Below are 24,569 nucleotides of genomic sequence, written 5' to 3'. Positions count from 1 at the left end.
GAGATGAAAACAGTGTTAGAAGCAAAAAATATCGAAAAAGTGTATGACACGGGTGGTAATAAATTTGCAGCGTTAAAAGGTATTAACTTACAAGTAAAAGAAGGTGAATTCGTTGGAATTATGGGACCTTCTGGTTCTGGTAAGACGACTTTACTAAATGTTCTTTCTACAATTGATAATGCGACGAACGGTGAAATTTTAATTGATGGAAAAGATATTGTGAAGATGAATGATGATAAGTTAGCGTTATTCCGCCGCGATCATTTAGGTTTCATTTTCCAAGATTATAATTTATTAGATACGTTAACAGTGAAAGAGAATATCGCTTTACCACTTGCGTTATCAAAGGTGAAAGCGAGTGAGATTGATCGCCGCGTTCTTGAAATCTCAAAGAAATTCGGTATTGATCATATTTTAAGTCAGTTCCCATATCAAGTGTCGGGTGGACAGAAGCAGCGCTGCGCAGCATCACGTGCAATTGTTACGAATCCAAGTATGATTTTCGGAGACGAGCCAACTGGAGCGCTTGATTCTAAATCTGCAACAGATTTACTTGAAAGTATGAAGTCATTAAATGAATATGATAACTCAACAATTTTAATGGTAACGCATGATGCATTTGCGGCGAGTTATTGTAAACGAGTTATTTTCATTAAAGATGGTGAACTATATAAAGAATTGCACCGCGGTGAATCAACGCGTAAACAGTTCTTCCAAAAAGTCGTTGACGTAATGTCTTCTATTTCTGGAGGTATGGCTGATGACCTTATCTAGCATTGCCCTCCGCAACATACAGCGGAACTTTAAAGACTACTTTGTATATTTTGCATCAATGATATTTAGTATTGTAATTTACTTTACATTTAAAGCACTGCAATACAATTCACAAATGGAAAAAGCAGCGGAAGCTTCTAAAAAGATTAGTGGAGCGTTCCAAGTTTCAAGTGTGATGCTTATTATTTTCGTAGCAGTGTTCATTATATATTCGAACGGATTCTTTACACGTAAACGTAAAAAAGAAGTTGGCTTATATTCGTTACTAGGTATTCGGAAAAGACAAATTGGTAAAATGCTCTTTTATGAAAATATGTTAATGGGATTAATGTCATTAGTAATCGGGATTGCGATCGGTAGTGTCCTTTCAAAATTATTCCTTGAGTTATTAGTAAATATGATGGGATTAAATTTAAACGTTCATTTTGAAGTACCGATGGCTGCGATTATTGATACAGCAATTATTTTCTTTGTGATTATTTTATATACATCACTTCAAGGGTATCGTTTAATTTATCGCTTTAAGTTAATTGAACTTTTCCGCGCAGAGCGTGAAGGAGAAGCAATGCCAAAAGGATCCGTAATTATGGCGTTAATTTCAGTTTTCTTAATCGGCTCAGGTTATTTCTTAGCGTTAATGTTTATGAAGGCAGTTATGTATGCAAACTTTATGGCAGTCGCACTTTATATATTACTTGCGACAGTATTAGGTACGTATTTACTATTTATGTTCTTTACAGTATTCGTATTGAAACGTGCAAGAAATAATAAATCATCGTTTTATAACGGTATGAATATGATAACGACGTCACAGTTACTATATCGTATTAAAGGAAATGCAAAGTCACTTGCGACAATTTCTATTTTAAGTGCAGTAACATTAACGGCGGTTGGTACGTCAGTTACGATGTATTACAACACATTTACACAATCAAAAGCAGTTGCACCATACAGCTACTCTTATGAGAAGAAAGATGCAGAACTAGATAAGAAAGTAAATGCGATTTTTGCTGAAGAGAAAGAGAATCACCCTGTAAAAGATCAATTTGAAGTTGAGATGGTTCCTGTAAAAGGAAAGTTTGAAGGAGCTAAAGTCGATTTCATCTTTAATATGAACTACAGTATCTCAGAGAAATATCAATTTATATCTCAATCTGAATTCAACAAACTTGCGAAAAAAATCGATGCGGAAACAGTGAATATAGCTACTGGCGAAGCATTTATATATGATAGTTCTTATATGGAAGGGTATGAGTTTAGCCCTGAATATAAAGGAAATAAAGCGGTATTCCAAATTGGAAATGAAACGAAGACATTGACGATCCAAGGTGCAAATAATAATGCAATTACGAACTTAGGTGAATTAGTTGTTGTCGTTTCAGATGAAATGTATGAACAGGCGAAGCAAGCATTTGGAACACGTGTTGTAAAAAATATTGATGTAAAAGATGAAAGAAACAGTAAAGTATTAACAGAAAAATTAACAAAAGTGATGCCAGCTAGTGAATCAGAAATGGCACCACCATTTAGAGACTTCTATACTGGTTTCCATATGGGACTTGAAGCAACTGGACTAATGATGTTCATCGGAATGTTCTTAGGACTTGTATTCTTACTAGCAACAGGTTCTATTATTTACTTCAAACAGCTAACAGAAGCAAGTGCAGATCGTGAGCGTTACGTTGTCCTTCATAAAGTCGGTGTAACGAAACAAGAAATGAAAAAAGCTATTGCAAAACAAGTGAGCTTTATCTTTGCAATTCCACTAGTAATCGGAATTCTACACAGTTTGTTTGCATTAAAAGGTTTAGGGAACATACTACCATTTGAAATTATGATTCCGCTTCTAATTAGTATCGGAGTATACGGCGTTATTTATATCGGATATTACTTCTTAACAGTTCGCTCTTATTATAAGATTGTGAGCGCGAAGTAATGAAAGAGTTGTTTTATCTTAGTAAAAAAGCATCCGACTAACATGTTAGTCGAATGCTTTTTTGTCTATACGTGAGCTTTATTTTCGTCCGAACTATCAAACATGTCCATTACTTTAAAAATACCTTCCAATAGCAAGGTACATAGAATAGCGAAAATTAATACGGCATGAGGTGATAATTCAACTGATGTGAAGTTAAGGTCTGCCAACCAAAAGTAACCTACATAAAAACTTAGAAATGTGCTAACAGCCGAAAGTGTAAATCCTAAAAATCCTAATTCCTTTAATTTTTCCTCAGATAATTTACATAAACGTAAAACAATAGAGAAGAGAATTCCTACTATGAAAAATCCCATACATAATGCGAACAATGATATTATGCTTGGATACTTAACTTCATCGGGCATCCACTTTTTCATTCCCACTATTAAAAATGTAGGGACAAGAATAGGTAATAAAAGTGGTAGCACTATTTGTATAGCTGCAAATAATGCATTTGATTTATTATCGTTTTGATTATTCATAAAGCCTCCAAAAATGATTTCTATACTAATTTCAAATATCTTAGAGGATTCTAACATAAAAATAGTAACTTCGCTATACAAAATCGGAGTAGGAACATGATCATTCATGGTAAATAAACAAGCTGACTTATTTGTATATGTTTGATTCGCTTATCTTTGGAATTCAATTTTTTATGTTTGTTTATAGTAAAGATGAAGATTTCCTTCATCTTCATAAAATCTTAAGAAACTTCCTCAATTTTTATTAAGAAACGATAGTTATACTTAGAAACAAGTTAAAAACTATTGAACGAATGGGGAGAAGGTTACATGCAACTCATAACATTCTTACACGAATTTATTAAACATCCGAAACATACTGGTGCAATTGCGCCAAGTTCAAAAATATTAGCAAAGAAGATGGTAGATGTAATTGATTTTAATAGAGCGAAATGCATTGTAGAGCTAGGGCCTGGTACAGGAGCTTTTACGAAAGAAATTATGAAGAGAAAGAAGAAGGAGACATTATTTCTTCTTATTGAAATTAATGAAGTATTTTTCAAAGAGTTAAAGAGAAAATTTAAAGATGAGCAGAATGTGATTGTTATACATGGCTCAGCGGAAAATATAAAGAAGTATAGGGAACAATTGAATATAGAATGTATTGATTACATCTTATCAGGATTGCCTTTCACTTCTTTACCAGAAGAGGTTTCAAAGCGCATTTTAAACAGTGTAATGGAAACGATACATGAGAATGGAGAATTTATTACATTTCAATATTCACTTGTGAAAAAAGGATTTATACAGCATTTCTTCCCTGAAATTACACTAGAAAAAGTGTGGTTCAATTTCCCGCCAGCTTACGTCTTTAGCTGTAAAAAAGAGCCAAGGAGAGCATATGCATAATGGAGCTAAATGAATTAATGTCATACATTGAGCAGTATGGTTATTGGGCGTTATTTTTCTGTTTATGGTTAGGTATTATCGGTATGCCAATTCCAGATGAAATGATTGTAATGAGCGGTGGATTAGTATCATCGATGGGTATATTGGATTTGATTCCCGCCTTTTTACTAACGTATTTAGGCGTTGTATCCGGCCTTTCTTTAGGGTATATACTCGGGAAAATTTTTGGCATAAAAATACTTAATAAATTGATGAAAAAGAAAAAGACGAAGTATCTTTTAAAATCGCAAGAGATGATAGCAAAATATGGTCATTATGCATTAGTTATAAGTTATTTTATACCTGTTGTGAGGCATATCGTACCGTATTTAGTAGGAATGAATAACATGTCTTTTAAAACGTATGCGGTTTATTCATATGTAACAGGCTTTGTCTGGACGTTAGTTTATTTCGTACTAGGCTCAATATTTGGAAAGCATATAGAAGTGATAGTAACCCTTGCGACCGAGTACGGTATATATTTTGGTGGCATCGTTATTGTAGTTTGTAGTATTTCTTATATGTATATGCATAAGAAGAATGCCGTAGTGAGTGAAATAAAGCAACATTCATAGTTTGGTAAATGATGCTGGAGGAGATTTTGTGAGTAAAGGAACGATACTTATCGTGGACGATGAGAAGGAAATTAGAAAGCTTATCACTATCTATTTAAAGAATGAAGGTTATGAAGTATTACAAGCTGGAGATGGTGAAGAGGGTTTAGAAATAGTAAAGAAAAGAGACGTGCATCTAATCGTCCTTGATATTATGATGCCGAAGATAGATGGTATTCATATGTGTATGAAAGTGAGAGAAATAGCGGAAATGCCTATTATTATGCTGTCGGCAAAAACGCAAGATATGGATAAGATTTTAGGATTAACAACTGGGGCAGATGATTACGTAGCTAAACCATTTAATCCACTGGAACTCATTGCTCGTATTAAATCACAACTTCGGAGATATATGAAAATGAGTGGGACAAGTGTACAAGATGAAAATGAAATAGAAATTGGAGATATGAAAGTTAATATAGTAACACGGCAGGTCATTATTGCAAATGAAGAGGTGAAATTGACACCGAGAGAGTTTGAGGTATTAGAATTGCTTGTACGAAATCAAGGAATGGTATTAAATGCAGCACAAATTTATGAAAGAGTATGGAAAGAGCAAGCTTTCCAATCCGATAATACTGTGATGGTACATATTCGGAAAATACGTGAAAAGATAGAGGCGATTCCAAGGAAGCCTCGGTACATTAAAACGGTATGGGGAGTTGGCTACAAGATTGAGAAAGATATTTGAACCGATAATATGGATGAATCAAGTTTTAAAAAAAATGACAGGTAAAATAGTGAGTTATTTGGAAAAGAGCATACGGATACAGCTAATGGCTACATTTACTTTTTGTACGTTACTCGGTGTATTAGTAGGATGGTCTTCATCTTCTTTTTTTGAGGATGCGAATAAAATTTCTATCATTGATTATGCATCAGGTATGGAAGCCATTGATGGACAGACACAAAGGCTTGTTGAAAGTATGACCGGGGAAGGTAAGGAAATTAATATACAAGAACTGCTTGATCAATTGAATGACCAAAATCAACTAAAGATTTTAATAATAGACGAGGATGGAAAAGTCGTTTATAAAACAAAGGGAGCGCCGGAAGAACAAATCAATCTTCATGAGACGATGCGTAATGTGATGGATTTTAAAATGGATCAAGTACGATATGTAGAGGCGCAAAATTTAATTCAAGATGGAACTGAACAAAAGCGTAAGGAGTTTACAACTTTTTATCCGGTTACTGTTAATACCGAAAATATGTATATCATTGCAAGTGGTATACCACAAGGAAATGTGAAGTATATAGTGAATGATAGCAGTCCATTTCCATCTTTACTAGGTTTTATCACTTTTATACTATCTTTCTTTTATATAACGAAAAGGAAAATGAATCAGATTGAAGCGATGGCAGAAGGAGTAAGGGAATTTTCGAAAGGTAATTTACAATATAAAATCAAACAGGCAGGTCAAGACGAAATAGGTTTATTAACTTCTAATATTAATCAAATGGCAGAAAAGCTCTTGGCTAATATAGAAAAGGAAAAACAAATAGAGAAGCAAAAAAGTGAATTGATTACAAATGTATCACATGATTTAAGAACACCACTTACTTCTATTATGGGGTATTTACGTTTACTAGGTGATGCGAAATATGAAAATAAAGAACAGCATGATGAGTATATAAAAATTGCCTTTTCAAAATCAGAGCAGTTGAAGATGTTAATAGAAGATTTGTTTGAGTATACAAAACTAACAGATGAAAATATGGCGTTAGATTCGCAAGAAGTGTGTATAAATGAACTACTTGATCAATTAATAGAAGAGCTAGTACCACAAGCGGAGGAGCATAATCTTTTTTTTGTAAAAGAATTTCAGGAAGATCGTATATATGCTGTGGTGGACTCAGAAAAAATGGTACGTGTGTTTGAAAATCTTTTAATAAATGCAATTAAATACAGTATAGATAAAGCAGAAATTCGGGTTTTACTTCAAAGAGAAGAGCAGCATATCAAAATTTCTATAGCGAATCATAGTGAAGAATTTACAAAAAAAGAATTAGAGAATTTGTTTGAGCGTTTTTATAAAAAAGATCAATCGAGAAGTAGAGCTGTAGAAGGTTCAGGTTTGGGGCTTGCAATTGCAAAAAGCATTGTTGAATTGCACAAAGGAGAAATTCGAGCAAAACATGAAAATGGGGTTATTCAATTTATTATATTATTGCCAATTTAATTAGAAAAGCATTAGGAAATTTGGTTACATTTTAATAAGTAATAGTGCCACAATTGATTTAGAGGAAGTCCTTTAAGGGGAAGTATCTGAGAAGAGGAGAATAGAAAGTTTCATGAAAAAAATAAGCGCGTTTATCGTATTGATTATAGTTGGAGTTACATTACTTATAGTGAAGGGTGGACCTATTGTAGATCAACTCAATCCATTTATTAAAGAAGATATTTATTATGCTGTTGTTGATAATGATGGTAAATATGGAGCTGAAAACAAAGGTTTTGCTAGATGGGAATATAAATTCAAAGGATATAATGAATCTGGTCAAGAGCAAAAGATTGCAATGACTGCTTCAAAACATTTAAGAATAGGAGCATATTTAAAGATTAGATCTAAAGGAAGTTATGGTATGGAATGGGAAGAAGTACAAATAGATGAAATACCTAAGAAAGTAAAAGAGAAAGTACAAATACAACATAATTAGTTATAGAAATTATAAGTGGCATTCCATGGATAAGGTAACGAGCAAGCTTCGAAGATTGTAGTAGTATATGATAAGTTCTAAATTTTTTATAAAGAAGATAAAGTTTATCTTAACTTTATTTAAACTGCATTTCTTCTGTGTAAAATGACTAGTATTCTATAGTATGTAGATAAAAAATAGTAGGGAGTAGCAGGATAATTATGCAGGTTTCTAAGAAGAAAATATTATTATTTCTTTCAATTATTCTTTTTGCTTTATTGATGGTGTATGTATGTACAAATAATAAGCATGTCCAAAATATTGTTCATAATATAGAAGACATCTATAAAGTATATAGAGAGAATCAGGTATTGAAAGGGAAAATTGAACATCAAGAATCGTTAAAGAGTAAAGTGCAAATATTAAGTGAGGAGAAAGAAAACCTTACTAAACTTATCAACAAAACGAAAGAATTAAAGGAACAAGGAAAATACAATTTAATTCAAGCTACAATAGTAACTCGTGTAGCAGAAGAGTGGTATGGAGAAGTCACTATTGATAGAGGAGCACAACATGGTGTAAAGGTTGATATGGCTGTTATTACAGTGGACGGTTTTATCGGAAAGGTAGAGAGTGTAGATCAATATACATCTGTTGTGAAATTAATTACGAATGATGAACGAACGAATCGTTTAGCAATCACCCTTCAAAATAATTCATCCATTTTAGGATTTGTTACAGGGTATGATAAGAAAAAACAGGCCCTTCGAATTGATAATATCCCATCAGATAAAGTGAAAGAAATAAAAATAGGTGATAGCATTATTACCTCTGAATTGAGTCAGAAAATACCACCAGGTCTTGAAGTAGCAGAGGTAATAGAGCAAGAACAAGATCAATATGGTCTTACTTATACTATTTATGCAAAACCAAAGGCGAATTTATATGATTTAGAATATGTTATTTTAATAGAACCTAAATAATAGTTTTATGTAGTGCCTTTGAGAGGTGAATTAGAAACGAAGAGAATGAACGTAAAATAAAGAGTAAGAGGGATAAGGAAAAGTAAAACGGTACTAAATTTAATGATATATGGTTATATATTTATAATGTTTTATTTTATCTTTATCTCGGACAATTATAATGAAGAGGTAAACTGATGATAAGTGCAAAGTTATTAAGTATTACAGTCAGGCTTTTTTTGTACATTTTTAATATTAATTATTTATATAACCTCTTAAATAGGCTAGAAAACCTATATAATATCCTTCGACTTTATATGTGTAAATATATTATTTGAGCGTGAGAATATTGATGTCAAAAGGTATATGAATCGGATTATAAAATGTTTGATTTGCATATTGTAATGTTTTTTTCAGGAGTGTACATTACAAAAATGTAAGGATAATGTAAGAGGAATCAATATTGCTGTTTGTAGGGAAAAGATAAAATGATAGTTAGTGGCTATGAAAGTAGCATGATCGCAGCACTAGCCAAATGACAGGAGGCAATATGAAAACTTTAATATTTGAAGAGAACGTTGTACAAAGAGGGTATAGTAAAAAGATGAATGTAGTACACCACACTGTAGAAAAGCGTGGGTGTAGAGTGTGTTATTAAAACTTTCTATTTCTAGTATGAAAAAAATGATTAAGGATTATATCGTTTTATTAATAGGTCTTGTCATCTCAATTTCTATTTTTTATATGTTTCAAACGCTTGCGTTAAATAAAGAGTTTACAATGAATAACAGTATTATTGGTTCAATCGTATTTGTATTTCAAATAGGATCGATTTTGGTGGCTTTTATTACATTCTTTTATATTTTTTATGCAAACTCTTTTCTCCTTTCACTACGGCGGAAAGAACTTGGCATGTATCTTGTTTTAGGGGCCAAAAAGAGTAAAATCAGCCAACTTTTATTCTTTGAGACATTGTCTATGGGAATGATTTCACTAGCATTAGGGAGTGTATTCGGAGCTATTCTTTCCAATTTCGTTAGCAAATTTTTAACGAAACAATTGGAAATTTCAACGGAAGGTTATCAAGCATTTTATGTTCCGGCATTCAAAATAACATTTATATTCTTTAGTGCGTTATTTCTACTTACATCCATTATGAATGCGATTCGTATAGCGCTTAAAACGGAACTAGATTTAATTCGTACAGAGGAGCAAACGGAACACATACGAATGAAAGGACCAGCCACAATATTGTTACTTTTATGTAGTTTGCTAGGACTAGGTGTAGGGTATTATTTCGTAATTTTCGTAGGAATAAAGGGCGCTGGAGCCATTATACTTCCATTATTCACGATTACAATCGGGACATATCTTATATTTATTTCGTTCTTACCTATGATTGTTAATAGGTTAAAGAAAACGCGCTATTTAAATGAGAAGAAATTAAATGCATTTACATTTGCACAATTGCAGTTCAGGGTAAGTAGTTTGGCGAAAATATTAGGCACGGTAACGATGCTAATTGGACTAGGTGTAGGGGCAATGGCTGGTGGCATGTCTTTACAGAAAAACGTAATCCTTACAGCAGAAAGAATGTCAGGTTATGATATTACAATTCATGATCCAGAAGCAGAGGATTATAAAGCTATGGAAAAAATGAAAATTGTAGATAAAAAACAATATAAATACAAAGTTAATAATGAGGCTGTTTACTATTTAAAAGAAGAATTATTAGCGAATCCTCCACTGTTGTTTGGAAAGAAAGAGACAACACATATTACTGAACAACTTCCATCTTCGAGCTATAGGATGTTTAAGGGGGAGGAAGTTGATCCATCTATTTCTACGTTACCACTGAATTGGGATAAGAGTATGGATAGTGATTTTAGATCGAATATTTCTGTATATGATCGTAAACCTGTCTATATCGTCGATGAAAACCGTTATGAAGCAATCCAAGGGAATGAGCATACATTTTTTATTGCTAAAGTAGATAATATTTTAAGGTATAAAACAGAGTTAAAAGAGATGGATAATCGTCAAATCGAAAAAATAGCCGCTGCTATTAATAAGCCTAAGGAAGATGTATATTTACCAACAAACTATAGTGATTATGAATCTATGCTTGCCTTTTCAAAAGGAACTTCCTTTATGGGATTCTTTTTAGGCCTTGCTTTTTTAGCTATGATGGTAAGTTGTTTAATGTTTAAGATCCTTTCTGGAGCTACGAAAGATATAGGGCGGTATGAGATGCTTCGGAAAATTGGGGTACGTAAAGAATTACTTATACAATCTATGTATAAAGAATTAGGCATTGTATTTCTATTTCCAGCTATATTGGGTCTTATACACGTTTTGGTAGGAATGAATGTATTTACATTTGTTAAATTTTTTGTGGATCCATATGTGAATATTGGACTTCCGATTTGTATATTTATAATTATTTACGTTGTTTACTATTTGATCACTGTTCAATTATATAAGGGGATTGTCCTCCCAAAGGAAAAATAGAATATAGAATTCAAGGGTCTCAAACTTATTATAGTTTGGGACTTTTTAATATTATTAAGGGGAAATCAAGGAATCCCTCTACTATTTTTAAGGAAACACATCTATACATAGAGATTAGTGTAATTAATTACACTAATTGAATTTTTAAGTGAAATATATCGTATCTGCATTTTATATTTATATAGCTTGTTTAGTCTATGAATACACCCAAGCTGGTATTTAAAAAAGTATACAGGGAGAAAATGAAATGAGAAAGAAAATTTTACTAATTTGTGCGATGGATGAATTAAAAGTCAAACTTGTAAATTTTATTGGATTTCCTTTTATATTAATTTGGTTATTGAGCATATATGTGAACAGTAATCATTTGGATAGGAACTATGGTTGGAATGAGATTAGTAGCTTTGGGGATGGTAGAGAGACAGAGAAAAGAAGGTTTGTATGTGTATTGTCCTAAGTGTAATGTGAAAATTCAAAAAGGGGATTTTGCTCCTTTTTATTCAAAATGTAATTTATTTTTTTAGTAAATAATGATAGTTGGAATGAGTTTGAGATATTGAAAAAGCTTTGCGAGGATACGCAAAGCTTTTTCATATAGTGTATTTTCTTTCGATTCACATTGTAGATAAGGAGAAAGAGAATCCTCTATTTTCAGTTTATAAAAGGTGAAGAGGAAAATTTATTATAACTTTTGTAATAAGCGTTCGTTGCTTTCCATATCTCCTTTACATAAAGGACATTGCGGCTCTTCTTCTAACGAAAAGTTTTTACGCATCCACCCACGGCAGTTTTCTTCTTGACATTCCCATACAGCAATTGCTTCTGGTTCTTCTACAGGTTTATCATTTTTTCTCCAATACATGTGATCGCTCCCTTAAATTGAAAAGTTTTTCAGAAAAAACAAAAAAGGTTGTTAACGATTTTGTTAACAACCTTTTTATATTAGTTCATTATACTTTATTTTTTGAAAAAATGCGAAGGTTAGTAATTGTTAAAGTATAGCAAAATAAGGATTATAAATCATTGTTGAAAGCTTTGATAATAATTCAATTTGACACGGTGTATGCCGTCAACCTTCTCGATATTTTTCTAGCTCTTCTTCACGCTATTGTTTTGTTGACTTTGGAATTTCTATATCATCAATTAGGCGTTTCTGCTGTTGTGTCTTCCAGAATATGCTCGTTGTATGGAAGACTTTTTGTTTTGAAAACATTATGAAGTTTAATAAATTTATCCAGCATAAACGGGTAGTAGGGATCTCAACTCAGAATTTGGTTGGAGCGAAGAAGTTAGGTGGAAATAAAGGTTTTGAATATACAGTTAAACCTTATGATGAGAAGGGAGAAGAGAAAGAAGTAACAATTGATGGCGTAGATAAATTACAAAAAGGCTCGTACTGGCATGTCATTACAAGAGGGAAGTTTTTACATGATAAAGTAGAAATAGAGGTAGATAAAATTCCTGATGGTACGAAGGCGAAGTTAGGATTATAAAGATAAAACCGATTCTCAATGTGGGAATCAGTTTTATTATTTTATGGTAAAATGTAGAAGGGTATTGAGAGATATGCTACTCGTTGCTAGGCTTATATTAATTGGGGTTATGTGCAGTATGAGAATAGTATCCTTACATATGATAAGAATGAGAAAAGATAGAAGAGAGATATGTATATTGTCCAAAATGTAATGCGAAAATTCGAAGAGGAAATTCTGCTCCTTTTTGTTCGAAATGCAATGTAACATTTTAACTATATTAAATCCAAAACCACTTTGTATGATTTTGGATTTTTCTTTTTAAGAAAATATTAAGAAACCCCGTGACTATTTGTTAAGAAAATCTATTTATACTGAGTTCTGTTGCTTACAGGGAACATCAAGAATCATAACAGGAGGTTTAAATAGATGAAAACAATGTTAGAAGCGAAAGGGATTTCGAAAATATATAATACAGGTGGTAATGCATTTGAAGCGCTGAAAGATATTCATTTACAGGTGAAAGAGGGAGAATTTGTCGGTATTATGGGGCCATCTGGTTCTGGGAAAACGACGCTTTTGAATGTTCTTTCTACTATTGATACAACATCAAAAGGTGAGATTTTAATTGATGGAAAAGATATTGTGAAGATGAATGATGATGATGAACTAGCGTTATTCCGCCGTGATCATTTAGGATTCATTTTCCAAGATTATAATTTATTAGATACGTTAACAGTACGAGAAAATATTGCATTGCCTCTGGCCTTATCGAAAGTGAAGGCGAAAGAGGTAGAATCTCGCGTTGAGATGATTGCAAAGAAATTTGGAATAAATCATATTTTAAATCAATATCCGTATGAAGTGTCAGGTGGACAAAAACAACGCTGTGCAGCATCAAGAGCGATTGTAACAAATCCAAGTATGATTTTTGGAGATGAGCCAACTGGTGCGCTTGATTCAAAGTCAGCGACAGATTTATTAGAAAGTATGAAATCATTAAATGAAAAAGACCGTGCAACGATTTTAATGGTAACGCATGATGTATTTGCCGCAAGTTATTGCAAACGTGTTGTATTCATTAAAGACGGTGAATTGTATAAAGAGTTATATCGCGGGGAGCTTACACGTAAACAGTTCTTCCAACAAGTTGTTGACGTAATGTCTTCTATTTCTGGAGGTGCTATAAGTGAGCTTATATAGTATCGCTCTTCGTAATATAAAACGAAATTTTAAAGATTATTTTATATACTTTGCTTCTATGATTTTTAGTATCGTAATTTATTTTACATTTAAATCATTGCAGTATAATTCACAAGTTGGAGAAGCTGGCGACCGGGTTAGTAACGGATTTCAACTTGCGAGTGTCATGCTTATTATATTTGTCGCGATATTTATTATATATTCAAATGGATTTTTCACACGAAAGCGTAAAAAAGAAATAGGTCTTTACTCTTTACTAGGTATTCGGAAAAAAGAAATAGGCAAAATGCTGTTTTATGAAAATATGTTAATGGGTTTACTATCATTAGTAATTGGCATTATAATCGGTAGTTTACTTTCAAAATCATTTCTTCAGCTGTTAGTCAGCATGATGGAATTAGGCGTAAATGTTCATTTTGAAGTGCCGATTGGAGCGGTTATTGATACAGCATGTATTTTTTGTTTCATTATTCTTTATACATCTTTTAAAGGATATCGAGTTATTTATCGTTTTAAATTAATTGAATTGTTCCGAGCAGAAAATGAAGGAGAAGGAATGCCAAAAGGTTCTAAAATTATAGCTATTGTTTCTATATTACTAATTGGTTCAGGATATTTCTTATCAGTAACAGCTATTAAAAATGCTAACGGTGATAACTTTATGTCAATTGCTCTTTCCATTTTATTAGCGACAGTACTTGGTACGTATTTATTCTTTATGTTCTTTACTGTATTTGTATTAAAAAGAGTACGAAATAAAAAATCTAAGTTTTATAACGGAATGCAAATCGTTACGACATCTCAGTTACTATACCGTATTAAAGGAAATGCAAAATCATTAGCAACAATTGCAATATTAAGCGCAGTAACATTAACAGCGGTTGGAACTTCTGTAACAACGTACTATAACGCATATATGCAGGCGAAAAAATATATGCCGATTAGTTATTCTTACGAAAAGAAAGATGCTCGTGTAGATCGTAAAGTAGAGGAGATTTTAAAAGAGGAGACAGAAAAGAATGAAGTGATTCATCAATATGAGTTAGAAACAGTAAAAGTAATCGGTGAATTTGGTGATGATGTTTCAAATAAAGATGCATTAAAATCAAGAACGACTGAACTTATGGCTCAATCATCATTTAATAAAATCGCAAAATATTTAAATGAAAAAACAGTGGATTTGAAGAAGGCAGAAGCGTACGCATTTGATGTGATGCACGGTGAAGGGAATAAAGATACTGGCGTATATAAAGGGAAGAAAGGAATATTCCCAATTGGAGAAGTCGCACCAGTACAAATAATAGAAGTAAATGCGCGAAACATTACAAACTTATATGAGCTTGTAGTTGTCGTTCCAGATGAAGTGTATGAGCAGGCGAAGAAGACAGTCGGATCTCACATTGTACAAAACATTGATGTAAAAGATGAAAGAAATAGTAAAGTACTAACAGAGAAATTAAAACAAGTAATATCAAAAGAATATGCAGAAGGACAAGAACAGTTCCGTGACTTCTATACTATTTTCCGAGATGGCATTGAAATGTCAGGATTAATTATGTTTAGTGGTATTTTCTTAGGGTTAGTATTTTTACTTGCGACAGGTTCAATTATTTACTTCAAACAATTAACAGAAGCAAATGCAGATCGTGAGCGTTACATCGTTCTTCGAAAGCTTGGAGTAACGAAAAAAGAAATGAAAAAGGCAATTGCAAAGCAAATGAGATTTATCTTCTTCATTCCTTTAGTAGTAGGTATATTGCACACTTTATTTGCGCTAAAAGGATTAGCGACAGTACTTCCTTATGAAATTGCAGTACCGTTATTACTTAGTATTGGTGTGTATAGTATCATTTATATAGGTTATTATTTGTTGACGGTTCGATCTTATTTTCGGATTGTGAGTAAATAGAAAAAAGCGAAAGAGAACATAGTGAAAATGATGTTCTCTTTCGCTTTTTATATTACTATTTATGTCCTAAAATATGCTCAATCTCATGCAAACTTAATTTACTTGCCTTAGCAATCGTTTCAAGTGGTATACCAAGATCATACATATTTTTAATTATTTGAATTTTTCCCTGTTCAATCCCTTTTTCAATCCCTTTTTCAATCCCTTTTTCAATCCCTTTTTCAATCCCTTTTTCAATCCCTTGTTTCATTCCTTGTTTCATTCCTTGTTCCATTCCTCTTTTTATTCCTTCTGTCTCTGCATGGGCAAATTTTGCTGCTTCATCCATTAAAACTTTCTCCCTTGCGTCATAGGCTTGTCGGAAAGAAGAATCTTGACTCATACGTTCCCATTTATTTATCGCTTTTTGTAAAATAGGGTCTTGGTTCATAGCAATATCCTCCAATAGTTTAGTTAAGTGCTCATCCTCATTTGCTGAAAGCAATAAAAGCCAACGAACAAATGGATCTTTCCACGGATTTACTTTTTCTTCATGCCATTGTTCAGTTAACTTTGGAATTTCTATAATGTGGATTTCTATGTCTTCACTCAGGATTTTTTGTTGTTGTGTATTCCATAATATGCTTGTTGTATGGAAGGCTGGGTGTTCCGAAAACATTGCGAAGTTTAGTAAGTTTATGGTGATGGTTTTGTGAAGTGCACTGTAGGGCATCCCTTTTTGTAGTTGAGATGTGTATAGTCTTCCCCAATAATATAAACTGCGTTTAACCATATCGTGATTATTATTGAGTTGTATTTCTACATTAACTTTTGTTCCTGTGTCTAATGTCGCTGAAATGTCTAAAATAGATAACTTATCCTCTTCATATTCCCTGTGTAAATGTGGATCTTCTAGTTGTAGAGAAGCAATGGGCGACTCTAAAGACTCTTGTAACATAGCATTTAAAAATGCAATTAGAATATCTTCGCTACCATTCGTACCAAACAATTGTTTAAATGCAAAATCAATGCGTAAATTAACTAACTGTTGGTTGAACAAAGTTTGTCCTCTCCCTTATATGAAGGTGCTTCTTTCCTTCATTGTACATAAAAAGAACTAGAGTATGCAAACAAGCCATTCTTCTATTTTTTAGTAGTGTTATTAGAATGTCACAGGTAAGTATGGTTATGTTATACTCTAGTGAAATTAAAGAAATATTTTTGTTTATATCGAGGTGAAGATGATACATATGCAAAAAGATATTTTAAAACTATTAGATAAAAAGCAAAGTAAGTATGAATTTCCTGCCTTTGATAATGAATATATGGATATTTCGCAAGTGAAATTCTCTCTTTTCTTTAAAGATACTAAGGATTGGTTAATGGTGTTTCAACTTGTTGGGGTAGGTTCATTAGGTGTATATAATGATATTCAAGTATATGGAGATAGAATTACTTATTCAATGGGTGATGATTGCATTCTACAATTAAATAATGGCGATTATGAGTTGTTTGATGATGAAGGTGAATTTATACCGAATATTTATAAAGGCAGTTTAAAAATTCGCGAGCATCATTTTGAATATGAATTTACAGAAGAGGATTATATAAATAATGGAATAGAAGTACAAACGACAGAACATTATCCAACATACTTTATGCGTATGCTTGCTACTAATGAAGAAGTTAGAACATTATTATGGTGGAGTAAAGAAGAGATTTTGGAAGAGTTCGGTTTAGAAGGTAATTGGGAAGTAGCGTATGAAACGGAAGAATGGAAACATGTTGAAGACGAAAAAGTAAGTGAAAATGAATTCTTCCAATCAGTAGCCGCTGCAATAGAGAAGAAAGATCCAAGTATTATTGTGAAGAAGGATTCTAATACGCATTGGAGAAATTGGGTAGAGTTTGATTGTGACTGAAAAGGATAGGAGAAAGAATAACAAATGAAAAGAAGAAGAAAATCCGGAGAAAAAGTACAAATGCATCGTTTTGCACTACCTCTATGCTACGGAAGTGAAGCACCATATTATTATTACGAGATAGCGCCCCATGAAAGAGAGGAATGCTCCCATTTAACATCAGAACTTTGCGTAATGGACAATGAACATTACTTTATTAGAGGTTGTTTAGAGATTCCTATCATTGATTACCACGAAAATTTTATTTGGACTGTGTGGGTATCACTTAGTAAAGAAAGTTATGATGAAGTATTAGAGAAGTGGGATGAAAGAGGCCGAGAAAATAGTGATCCTTATTTTGGTTGGTTATCTGTAGAAATACCAGTTTATCCAGAAACACTAAATTTAAAAACAAATGTACATATAAGAGAAGTTGGAATGGCACCGTATGTTGAATTAGAGCCAACCGAGCATCCTTTAGCGATCGAACAAAGAAATGGAATTACTTTAGAGAGAGTTAAAGAAATAGAGGAAATGATCCAACAATATAACTAGATTAGAAGAGAAAAAACGAGTGCTAGCACTCGTTTTTTTATTACACAACCGCAGGATTATAAATCATCGTAAAGTGTCCTTGTAATAATTCAATGTGACAAGGTGTATGAAGCGAGCTTTCTCCATCTGTATCTACTTCTTTTTCTTCTTTCGTTTCAATATGAATGGATTTCGCTTTTACGTGGAAGATGTCATTTTCATTTGAGTCTTCAAATAGTTTCTTTCCGATGTAATCTTTAAATGCTTGAATACCTGTTGATTTGACTACGAAAATATCAAGTGTTCCGTCATCACATTTTACGTTCGGAATAAAGGATGGAATACCACCAAGATATTCACCATTTCCAACCATGACAAGGACAGCTTCGTCTTCATATACTTGTCCGTCATAAGTAATTTTTACTGGGAATGTTTCAGCATTTTTTACAGTTCGAATTGTGCTTAAATAGTAACCGATTTTACCAAGCTTTGCTTTTTCTTCTGCATCGATATTGTTTGATACTTCAGATACGAGTCCAATGCCCCAGAAGTTTAAGAAATGTTGTTCATTTGCTTTTGCAACGTCAACTGGTTTTATATGTTCTTTTGTAATAAGTTTTGCCGCTTCTGCAATGTTTTGCGGAACATCAAGTGTGCGAGAGAAGTCGTTGCAAGTTCCTCCTGGAATGATTGCAAGTGTAGGTCTAGTTTCGAGAGGTGCTAAGCCATTTGTGCATTCAAATACTGTTCCATCACCACCAAAGACGATAATTAAATCTACTTTACTAGCAAACTCTTGGCAATATTTTGTTGCATCACCTTGTTTTTTCGTATGAAGGATATGTAGATCAGGAAAAGCTGCGGCAAGAGGTGGTACGATTTTTGTTAAATTTGTATGTAAGTCACCTTGACCAGCTTTCGGATTTACGATGAGGAGTACTTTTTCAAATTTTGTCTTTGTCATATTTCATCTCTCCCTGTAGTTTGTAATGGAAAGAAAGGAGCTGTTCCCATGTATTTTAGAACAGCTTCTCCCTATTAATTGGATGCTAAGATTGTCAGTTATTGTCGGTAAGTCGATATATTTAAAAAATCGCCGATATACATTTTATGTACCATCAATTTTTTAAGTTATACGATTACTCCGTTACAACTGAAGCAATAAATGGTAAGTTACGATATTTTTCCGCACAGTCGATACCGTATCCAACGATGAATTCGTCTGGAATTTGGAAGCCAACATATTCAGCTGTTAAGTCCACTTTACGGCGTTCTGGTTTATCAAGTAAAGTACAGAACTTAAGTGCCTTTGGTTTATGCATAAAGAAGTGGTCTTTTAAGAAATGAAGCGTTAAACCAGAATCGATGATATCTTCTACGACAATTACGTTTTTTCCAGTAATGTTTACGTCGATATCTTTTAGTAGTTTCACTTTTCCAGTAGTTTCTGTTTGATTTCCGTAGCTAGATGCAGAGATAAAATCAATTGTTACATCGTTTTTAATGTGACGAATTAAATCAGCAGCAAATACGAATGAACCTTTTAATACTGCGATAACTACGATTTCTTCTCCTTCAAAGTCACGTTCGATTTGAAGTGCTAGTTCTTTTACTTTTGCTTGTAATTGTTCTTCAGAAATTAAAGTGTCTTTTATTTCAATATTCATTGTAATCCTCCTACAGTGTAAAACTTATGAACATTTCGACTGTAAAGGATAGAATAGAAAAAGTCAAAGGAGATAGTAATTTTTTACAAAGATAACGACAAAATCATCTGATGATATGATATACTAAGTACAATAAGAAAACGCTTCCATAAAGGGTGGATATGATGAAGAAGAAACAGTACACAAGTGTAACATTTATAAAAGCATTACTTTTAACAATTGTTCTTGGCCTGTTGGCTTACGTAATTGATGTACCTGCGATTCGTATTTCATTAATTGGAATGACTTTAGTGTTAGGAGCAATTTCGCACGGTATGATGTCGCAGCTAAAAGAAGCTGGACTTGATGATATGAGAGATCATATAGATAAAAAGTAAGAAACCTTCATTATATAGAGTGAAGGTTTTTTTGTTTCTTACAAAAATGTAAGGTAGTTGTAAGGCAAATCGATAGTTGCATAATAGCATTTTGGATAAACTATGGGTGTAAGGTAAAAGGCAAGCATATTTTAGGTAAATTAAGTTTTAGGCACTCTATATGTGAAAAAGGAGTAGGAGGGCATGGAGAAACGTTGGACGACCTTTTCTTTTTTAGCGACTAGTAACACCGTAATGCTAGATGGAAAAATGGATTTTTTGCACTTGTTTGATCGTGAAGATGATCATTCTTCTTCTAAATTTACAATGAAATGGAATAAATGGAGCGAAAGTTGTAGGTTTGAAGAAGAGGCCCCTAACGAAAAGCAAAAGATTATTTTAACAAACCCTATTAAAGCGTGGGTTGTTCAACGTCGTAAGTGTAACGTCAAAAATCACTTCAAGAAAACTGAGCCGAGACAATTAGTTATCGCTCCGGCCCGTTCTACTTCCAAATCACGCGAAAGTAACATGTAGATATTGAGACACACACCCGAAAAAACATCGTACATATTGCGATGTTTTTTCTTTTTCTACAATGAAATCTTTAAATGAAATATATTTCATCTGCATCTTATATTTATATCGCTTGCTTATTCTAGTAATACATCCGATGCGAGTTGATGTGAATAAAGTATAAGGAGAGAATGAAGATGAAAAAGAGACTATTACCAATTTGTGCAATGGCACTTTTAACAGTAGGATATTCTTCAGTAGCGAGTGCTTCTACTGGAACAGTAACAAAGGAAGAAGAAGCGCAAGTGCAACAAGATAAAGCTAAAAAAGAAGAAGCAATTAAGGAACAGCAAAAAAATGAAGTAGAGAAAAAACAAGCGGCACAAGTACAAGAAAAAAATAATATGGCTAAAAAAGAGGAAGCAATAAAAGCTGAGAAAAAGAGTGAAGAAGAGAAAAAGAGAATAGCGCAAGAACAGTTAAAAAATGATATGGCAAAAAAAGAAGCAGCGATAAAAGTCGAGCAAAAGAATGAAGTAGCTAAAAAAGAAGAAGCAAAGCCAGTTGTACAAGGTGAAAAATTACCAAACACAGCATCAAATAATGTAGCAATGATGGGATTAAGTGCATGTCTTGTAGCGATAGGTACATTATTTGGTTTGAATCGTCGCAATAAGGTTAAAGCGTAAATAAAATATTTTCCTATAAAGAATGGGATAATTTCATATATTAAAAATGGTAGGTTACTCCTACCATTTTTTGCATGGAGGGATGAAGAATGAAGTTACTCAATTATATCGGTATCATATTGATGGCTATAGGGCTATTCATGGGATCCTATTACGCTGTGGAATGGTATAAAGGAAAAAGCTCTGCCGGGCAATTAACGGCAGAAGAAATAAAGAGCCTTAAAAATATACAAGATACTCAACTTTCTCATGAAACACCTGTAACTTCTCAAGTGCCTTCTTCTCAAACAGAACATAAAGAAGGAGAAAAGGTAGCACTGTTAAATATACCGAAAATAAAGAAGAAGTTTTCTATATATTGGGGAGCGGATGATACGACTCTGAAAAAAGGAGTTGGTATGTTTGTTAGTGATTTAACGACAACCCCATCTGGAGGAGGACATACTGTACTGAGTGGACATCGAGATACTGTATTTACAGATTTAGGAGAGTTGAAAGAAAAGGATACCCTTGTTTTAGAGTATGATAATAAAACGTACACATATGAAATTCAAAAGACATGGATTACTCATGCGGATGATCGTACTGTTATTATAAAAAAAGAAGAACCGATATTAACACTGACAACTTGTTACCCATTTGATTATATAGGGGATGCACCAGATAGATATATTATCGAGGCGAAGTTAACTGGCAGTTATTCAAAATGAAATTATACTTTCTGAAAGCAGGAGGGGGATATATAAGTTATGTCAAAAAACATTTTAATTGTTGAAGATGAAGATATATTACGTGAAATATTAAAAGATTATTTTTTAAGTGAACAATATGTAGTGTTTGAAGCGAGGGACGGGAAAGAGGCTTTAGCTGTATTTGAAGAAGAAGAGGTTGATTTAGTTATTTTAGATATTATGTTGCCAGAACTCGATGGATGGTCTGTTTGCCGAAGAATTCGAAAGACGTCCGAGGTGCCTATTATTATGCTAACGGCGCGCGTAGATGAAGACGATACGTTACTTGGTTTTGAACTTGGGGCAGATGACTATGTGACGAAGCCGTATAGTCCACCCATTCTATTAGCAAGAGCGAAACGATTATTAGAAAGTAGAAAAGCATCGAAGAAACCTTTAGAGAACGAAGATGATATGTTATCGATTCATGGCATCCACGTCCATTTTCCGTCACGTACTGTTACTGTTGATGAGGCAGATGTTAGTTTAACGCATACGGAGTTTGAAATATTAGTGTATTTCATGAAAAACCAAGGAATTGTACTAACAAGGGAACAATTAATTTCAAGAATTTGGGGATATGAATTTGCTGGTGATGATCGAACGGTTAATAGTCATATTCGTAATTTAAGAAATAAATTAGGAGAGAAAGCAAAGTACATTACAACTGTAGTACGAACAGGTTATAAATTTGAGGGAACTGTATGAAGAAAGGAATTGTACTAAAATTATTTACTCTTACAACAGCATTATGTATGTTAATTTTAGCGACGATATTTATTGGACAAACGATATTTTTCAAACAATATTATGCGAATCGAAAAGTGGAAGATATTAAAGTGAATTTAAATTCCTTTGAGAAGAATTATTTAAACTACACAGGAACTGCAGAAGGAATCCAGAAACTTGAGCAAGACTTTTTTAGGGAAAATAATACGTGGATTACGACACTAGATCAGAATGGGAATTTAAAACATGTGGATGATTTTTATTTTGAGGTAACGATAGATCGTAGGCAACAAAAGAGCTTTGGACAACAACTATTCAAGATACCCTTACACAATCTCGTCAATATAGAGGAGATTGATAATAAATCATCAGAGCATTTTTTAGGACAAGAGATTTATTTTTCTGGAGTGAGAAAAGAAGATAGTTTTATTCCATTCTCTTTTTCTTTATCTAAGCAGAATTTAAGCGGATCTAATAAACCGTTAGAAAAAGCATTTCAGGAGAAAATAAAATTAGATGAGGAGAAAAAGAGAGCAGTTGGGGAGCAACTTGCTAAGGAAAAGAAACCAGCTGTCCAGGAAGAAGCTGCTCAGGAATTAGGCGTTTACATAGGAGGACGTGTTACAAAAGTACAGTTACCAGATGTAAACGGTCCTGTGAATCCAATTTATAAAAATAGCATATTTTTAGATAATATTAAGGGTTTTCAAACCGATTTATTATTAAAAGAAAGCAATAAAATACGATATACAACACAAACAATGGATTATGAAAAGAATGATATAAAATATAAATTATTAATTAAGCCAATAAAAGAAAAAGACGGATCAGTAGCATATATATATGCAATGGCTTCTTTACAGCCTGTAGATGAAGCTGTACAAATGGTGCAAGATTATTACATATACATCATTGCATTTGTAGTCGTTCTTATTTTTTTAGCTTCGTTTTATTATTCAAAGCAAATTGCCAAACCGTTATTAAAAATAAATGATACGACGAAGAAAATAGCGCATTTAGATTTTACAGAAAAAATACCGATTACTTCAAAAGATGAAATTGGTGATTTATCGAAAAATATTAATATACTTTCTAATAAATTAAATTCTCATATCGGACAGCTTGAACAAGATATTGAAAAGGAAAGAAAGTTAGAAAATACACGGAAAGAATTCATTTCTGGTGTTTCGCATGAATTAAAAACACCGCTGAGTATTATGAAAAGTTGCATTTCCATTTTAAAAGACGGGGTAGCTGAGCATAAAAAAGAGTATTACTTTCAAGCGATGGAGAGAGAAGTAGACAAAATGGATACTTTAATTTTGGATATGCTTGAGTTAGCTAAATTTGAATCTGGTACATATAAAATGAAAAAGGATTTATTTTATATTGATTCAGTAATTGAAGATATATGTGAATACCTTTCTGTGGAGATAGAGAAAAAAGAACTTCGTGTTCATAAAAATATAAGTCCATTTGAAGTGATTGCAAATCAAGGCCGGATTGAACAAGTCATCGTGAACTTCATTACGAATGCAATACGTTATACACCAAATAAAGAGGATATTATTATTTCGACAATAGATGATAAAGATCGTATAAAAGTGTGCATTGAAAATAAAGGTACTCACATTGAAGACGAACAATTAGATAAAATTTGGGATCGTTTTTATCGCGTGGATACAGCTCGGCAGCGTTCACAAGGTGGGACGGGGCTTGGGCTTGCTATTTCAAAGAATATTTTAGAACTACATGATGCTGAATATGGGGCAGGAAATACAGAAGATGGTGTGTTATTTTATTTCTATTTACCGAAGAAAGCGTAGACAATACAATCTGCGCTTTTTTTAAGTTATTTTCATATTATCTTTACCTAATCTTTATTTTTAAGAGATATAATCTTGTTAGAAAATGAGGTTATGTAAGGAGTAGATTAGCCGTGAATAGCAATTTACTAGGTGTGATGGTATTTATTTTTCTTTGTGCATTTATTGT

The 24,569-nt window shown here is 32.9% G+C and carries 25 protein-coding genes and 3 pseudogenes; 22 read left to right on the top strand and 6 right to left on the bottom strand.

Features of this window, described 5'->3' with window-relative positions:
- Positions 1–3: 3 nt before the first annotated feature.
- Both JFU02_RS15555 and JFU02_RS15550 read left to right on the top strand, forming a co-directional pair.
- Positions 4–774: an ABC transporter ATP-binding protein gene (locus JFU02_RS15555; RefSeq protein WP_000859656.1), complete on the top strand. Its 771-nt coding sequence runs from the start codon at positions 4–6 to the stop codon at positions 772–774.
- Complete coding sequence (locus tag JFU02_RS15550; protein WP_061667103.1) at positions 761–2,710, top strand: ABC transporter permease; 1,950 nt, start codon at positions 761–763, stop codon at positions 2,708–2,710. The genes JFU02_RS15555 and JFU02_RS15550 overlap by 14 nt, the downstream gene beginning before the upstream one ends.
- A gap of 65 nt (positions 2,711–2,775) precedes the next feature.
- On the opposite strand, the gene JFU02_RS15545 is transcribed toward JFU02_RS15550, so the two are convergent.
- Positions 2,776–3,234, bottom strand: a complete 459-nt coding sequence (locus tag JFU02_RS15545) for a hypothetical protein (RefSeq protein ID WP_001064712.1) — start codon at positions 3,232–3,234, stop codon at positions 2,776–2,778.
- Positions 3,235–3,543: 309 nt separating this feature from the next.
- Between JFU02_RS15545 and JFU02_RS15540 the strand changes: the two genes are divergently transcribed.
- The 8 genes from JFU02_RS15540 to JFU02_RS15505 all read left to right on the top strand — a co-directional run bounded on the left by JFU02_RS15540 (position 3,544) and on the right by JFU02_RS15505 (position 11,345).
- Positions 3,544–4,122, top strand: coding sequence for a class I SAM-dependent methyltransferase (locus JFU02_RS15540; RefSeq protein WP_001176072.1), 579 nt, complete (start codon positions 3,544–3,546; stop codon positions 4,120–4,122).
- Positions 4,122–4,736 carry a DedA family protein gene (locus JFU02_RS15535; RefSeq protein WP_000422375.1) on the top strand — a complete coding sequence of 205 codons (615 nt, stop codon included), beginning with the start codon at positions 4,122–4,124 and terminating at the stop codon, positions 4,734–4,736. The genes JFU02_RS15540 and JFU02_RS15535 overlap by 1 nt, the downstream gene beginning before the upstream one ends.
- A gap of 28 nt (positions 4,737–4,764) precedes the next feature.
- Positions 4,765–5,466, top strand: a complete 702-nt coding sequence (locus JFU02_RS15530; protein ID WP_000033682.1) for a response regulator transcription factor — start codon at positions 4,765–4,767, stop codon at positions 5,464–5,466.
- The gene (locus tag JFU02_RS15525) at positions 5,450–6,958 is read left to right on the top strand and encodes a sensor histidine kinase (RefSeq protein ID WP_061667104.1); all 1,509 of its coding nucleotides are present in this window, start codon (positions 5,450–5,452) and stop codon (positions 6,956–6,958) included. Before JFU02_RS15530 ends, JFU02_RS15525 begins: the two co-directional genes overlap by 17 nt.
- A 112-nt stretch (positions 6,959–7,070) precedes the next feature.
- Positions 7,071–7,436, top strand: coding sequence for a YxeA family protein (locus JFU02_RS15520; protein ID WP_042972761.1), 366 nt, complete (start codon positions 7,071–7,073; stop codon positions 7,434–7,436).
- A 200-nt stretch (positions 7,437–7,636) separates the two neighbouring features.
- Positions 7,637–8,398 carry a rod shape-determining protein MreC gene (mreC, locus tag JFU02_RS15515; protein WP_176520053.1) on the top strand — a complete coding sequence of 254 codons (762 nt, stop codon included), beginning with the start codon at positions 7,637–7,639 and terminating at the stop codon, positions 8,396–8,398.
- A 627-nt stretch (positions 8,399–9,025) separates the two neighbouring features.
- On the top strand, positions 9,026–10,888 hold the full coding sequence (locus JFU02_RS15510; RefSeq protein WP_097888565.1) for an FtsX-like permease family protein: 1,863 nt from the start codon (positions 9,026–9,028) through the stop codon (positions 10,886–10,888).
- Between the two features lie 247 nt (positions 10,889–11,135).
- Positions 11,136–11,345, top strand: coding sequence for a hypothetical protein (locus JFU02_RS15505; RefSeq protein ID WP_061667106.1), 210 nt, complete (start codon positions 11,136–11,138; stop codon positions 11,343–11,345).
- Positions 11,346–11,570: 225 nt separating this feature from the next.
- Here the strand turns inward: JFU02_RS15505 and JFU02_RS15500 are convergent, their stop codons facing one another.
- Both JFU02_RS15500 and JFU02_RS32190 read right to left on the bottom strand, forming a co-directional pair.
- Positions 11,571–11,750, bottom strand: coding sequence for a cold-inducible protein YdjO-related protein (locus tag JFU02_RS15500; protein WP_000289927.1), 180 nt, complete (start codon positions 11,748–11,750; stop codon positions 11,571–11,573).
- 246 nt (positions 11,751–11,996) lie between these two features.
- Positions 11,997–12,122 (bottom strand): annotated as a pseudogene (locus JFU02_RS32190) (Rpn family recombination-promoting nuclease/putative transposase); the annotation flags it as partial.
- A 49-nt stretch (positions 12,123–12,171) separates the two neighbouring features.
- Here JFU02_RS32190 and JFU02_RS15495 point away from each other — a divergent pair.
- From JFU02_RS15495 to JFU02_RS15485, 4 genes and pseudogenes are all read left to right on the top strand, one after another.
- Positions 12,172–12,381, top strand: a pseudogene (locus JFU02_RS15495) (DUF1093 domain-containing protein); the annotation flags it as partial.
- 73 nt (positions 12,382–12,454) lie between these two features.
- Positions 12,455–12,635, top strand: a pseudogene (locus tag JFU02_RS32185) (hypothetical protein).
- Positions 12,636–12,789: 154 nt separating this feature from the next.
- Complete coding sequence (locus tag JFU02_RS15490; RefSeq protein WP_000855636.1) at positions 12,790–13,563, top strand: ABC transporter ATP-binding protein; 774 nt, start codon at positions 12,790–12,792, stop codon at positions 13,561–13,563.
- The gene (locus JFU02_RS15485) at positions 13,550–15,472 is read left to right on the top strand and encodes an FtsX-like permease family protein (protein ID WP_097888563.1); all 1,923 of its coding nucleotides are present in this window, start codon (positions 13,550–13,552) and stop codon (positions 15,470–15,472) included. The genes JFU02_RS15490 and JFU02_RS15485 overlap by 14 nt, the downstream gene beginning before the upstream one ends.
- Before the next feature lie 55 nt (positions 15,473–15,527).
- On the opposite strand, the gene JFU02_RS15480 is transcribed toward JFU02_RS15485, so the two are convergent.
- The gene (locus tag JFU02_RS15480) at positions 15,528–16,511 is read right to left on the bottom strand and encodes an Rpn family recombination-promoting nuclease/putative transposase (RefSeq protein WP_201071249.1); all 984 of its coding nucleotides are present in this window, start codon (positions 16,509–16,511) and stop codon (positions 15,528–15,530) included.
- Between the two features lie 190 nt (positions 16,512–16,701).
- Between JFU02_RS15480 and JFU02_RS15475 the strand changes: the two genes are divergently transcribed.
- Both JFU02_RS15475 and JFU02_RS15470 read left to right on the top strand, forming a co-directional pair.
- Positions 16,702–17,373: a DUF7003 family protein gene (locus tag JFU02_RS15475; RefSeq protein ID WP_097888561.1), complete on the top strand. Its 672-nt coding sequence runs from the start codon at positions 16,702–16,704 to the stop codon at positions 17,371–17,373.
- 24 nt (positions 17,374–17,397) lie between these two features.
- Positions 17,398–17,907: a DUF2199 domain-containing protein gene (locus JFU02_RS15470; RefSeq protein ID WP_097960385.1), complete on the top strand. Its 510-nt coding sequence runs from the start codon at positions 17,398–17,400 to the stop codon at positions 17,905–17,907.
- A gap of 40 nt (positions 17,908–17,947) precedes the next feature.
- Here JFU02_RS15470 and JFU02_RS15465 read toward each other — a convergent pair whose 3' ends face one another.
- Positions 17,948–18,850: a diacylglycerol/lipid kinase family protein gene (locus tag JFU02_RS15465; protein WP_201071240.1), complete on the bottom strand. Its 903-nt coding sequence runs from the start codon at positions 18,848–18,850 to the stop codon at positions 17,948–17,950.
- Positions 18,851–19,025: 175 nt separating this feature from the next.
- Positions 19,026–19,553, bottom strand: a complete 528-nt coding sequence (hpt, locus tag JFU02_RS15460; RefSeq protein WP_001019295.1) for a hypoxanthine phosphoribosyltransferase — start codon at positions 19,551–19,553, stop codon at positions 19,026–19,028.
- A 161-nt stretch (positions 19,554–19,714) separates the two neighbouring features.
- Here hpt and JFU02_RS15455 point away from each other — a divergent pair, with 161 nt between their 5' ends.
- The 6 genes from JFU02_RS15455 (at position 19,715) to JFU02_RS15430 (ending at position 24,400) form a co-directional block, all read left to right on the top strand.
- The gene (locus JFU02_RS15455; protein ID WP_002001286.1) at positions 19,715–19,930 is read left to right on the top strand and encodes a hypothetical protein; all 216 of its coding nucleotides are present in this window, start codon (positions 19,715–19,717) and stop codon (positions 19,928–19,930) included.
- A 183-nt stretch (positions 19,931–20,113) separates the two neighbouring features.
- Positions 20,114–20,446, top strand: coding sequence for a hypothetical protein (locus tag JFU02_RS15450; RefSeq protein WP_000415616.1), 333 nt, complete (start codon positions 20,114–20,116; stop codon positions 20,444–20,446).
- 176 nt (positions 20,447–20,622) lie between these two features.
- Positions 20,623–21,114: an LPXTG cell wall anchor domain-containing protein gene (locus tag JFU02_RS15445; protein ID WP_000746716.1), complete on the top strand. Its 492-nt coding sequence runs from the start codon at positions 20,623–20,625 to the stop codon at positions 21,112–21,114.
- A gap of 89 nt (positions 21,115–21,203) precedes the next feature.
- Positions 21,204–21,824: a class D sortase gene (locus JFU02_RS15440; protein WP_000771571.1), complete on the top strand. Its 621-nt coding sequence runs from the start codon at positions 21,204–21,206 to the stop codon at positions 21,822–21,824.
- Positions 21,825–21,863: 39 nt separating this feature from the next.
- Entirely contained in the window at positions 21,864–22,553 is a 690-nt protein-coding gene (locus JFU02_RS15435; RefSeq protein ID WP_000041842.1) for a response regulator transcription factor, read from the top strand.
- Positions 22,550–24,400: a sensor histidine kinase gene (locus JFU02_RS15430; RefSeq protein ID WP_000715420.1), complete on the top strand. Its 1,851-nt coding sequence runs from the start codon at positions 22,550–22,552 to the stop codon at positions 24,398–24,400. The genes JFU02_RS15435 and JFU02_RS15430 overlap by 4 nt, the downstream gene beginning before the upstream one ends.
- Positions 24,401–24,569 lie beyond the last annotated feature (169 nt).

It is taken from the genome of Bacillus sp. TH13 (genome assembly GCF_016651175.1).
Taxonomy (GTDB): domain Bacteria; phylum Bacillota; class Bacilli; order Bacillales; family Bacillaceae_G; genus Bacillus_A; species Bacillus_A thuringiensis_S.
The sequence above is the reverse complement of the archived record's forward strand: the minus strand, read 5'-3'. Positions and strand labels throughout refer to the sequence as shown.

Bases quoted from the DNA above. Each gene is read 5' to 3' on its own strand.
- JFU02_RS15555 (WP_000859656.1), top strand. From the start codon at position 4: ATGAAAACAGTGTTAGAAGCAAAAAATATCGAAAAAGTGTATGACACG.
- JFU02_RS15550 (WP_061667103.1), top strand. From the start codon at position 761: ATGACCTTATCTAGCATTGCCCTCCGCAACATACAGCGGAACTTTAAA.
- JFU02_RS15545 (WP_001064712.1), bottom strand. From the start codon at position 3,234: ATGAATAATCAAAACGATAATAAATCAAATGCATTATTTGCAGCTATA.
- JFU02_RS15540 (WP_001176072.1), top strand. From the start codon at position 3,544: ATGCAACTCATAACATTCTTACACGAATTTATTAAACATCCGAAACAT.
- JFU02_RS15535 (WP_000422375.1), top strand. From the start codon at position 4,122: ATGGAGCTAAATGAATTAATGTCATACATTGAGCAGTATGGTTATTGG.
- JFU02_RS15520 (WP_042972761.1), top strand. From the start codon at position 7,071: ATGAAAAAAATAAGCGCGTTTATCGTATTGATTATAGTTGGAGTTACA.
- mreC (WP_176520053.1), top strand. From the start codon at position 7,637: ATGCAGGTTTCTAAGAAGAAAATATTATTATTTCTTTCAATTATTCTT.
- JFU02_RS15505 (WP_061667106.1), top strand. From the start codon at position 11,136: ATGAGAAAGAAAATTTTACTAATTTGTGCGATGGATGAATTAAAAGTC.
- JFU02_RS15500 (WP_000289927.1), bottom strand. From the start codon at position 11,750: ATGTATTGGAGAAAAAATGATAAACCTGTAGAAGAACCAGAAGCAATT.
- JFU02_RS15490 (WP_000855636.1), top strand. From the start codon at position 12,790: ATGAAAACAATGTTAGAAGCGAAAGGGATTTCGAAAATATATAATACA.
- JFU02_RS15475 (WP_097888561.1), top strand. From the start codon at position 16,702: ATGCAAAAAGATATTTTAAAACTATTAGATAAAAAGCAAAGTAAGTAT.
- JFU02_RS15470 (WP_097960385.1), top strand. From the start codon at position 17,398: ATGAAAAGAAGAAGAAAATCCGGAGAAAAAGTACAAATGCATCGTTTT.
- JFU02_RS15465 (WP_201071240.1), bottom strand. From the start codon at position 18,850: ATGACAAAGACAAAATTTGAAAAAGTACTCCTCATCGTAAATCCGAAA.
- hpt (WP_001019295.1), bottom strand. From the start codon at position 19,553: ATGAATATTGAAATAAAAGACACTTTAATTTCTGAAGAACAATTACAA.
- JFU02_RS15455 (WP_002001286.1), top strand. From the start codon at position 19,715: ATGATGAAGAAGAAACAGTACACAAGTGTAACATTTATAAAAGCATTA.
- JFU02_RS15450 (WP_000415616.1), top strand. From the start codon at position 20,114: ATGGAGAAACGTTGGACGACCTTTTCTTTTTTAGCGACTAGTAACACC.
- JFU02_RS15445 (WP_000746716.1), top strand. From the start codon at position 20,623: ATGAAAAAGAGACTATTACCAATTTGTGCAATGGCACTTTTAACAGTA.
- JFU02_RS15440 (WP_000771571.1), top strand. From the start codon at position 21,204: ATGAAGTTACTCAATTATATCGGTATCATATTGATGGCTATAGGGCTA.
- JFU02_RS15435 (WP_000041842.1), top strand. From the start codon at position 21,864: ATGTCAAAAAACATTTTAATTGTTGAAGATGAAGATATATTACGTGAA.
- JFU02_RS15430 (WP_000715420.1), top strand. From the start codon at position 22,550: ATGAAGAAAGGAATTGTACTAAAATTATTTACTCTTACAACAGCATTA.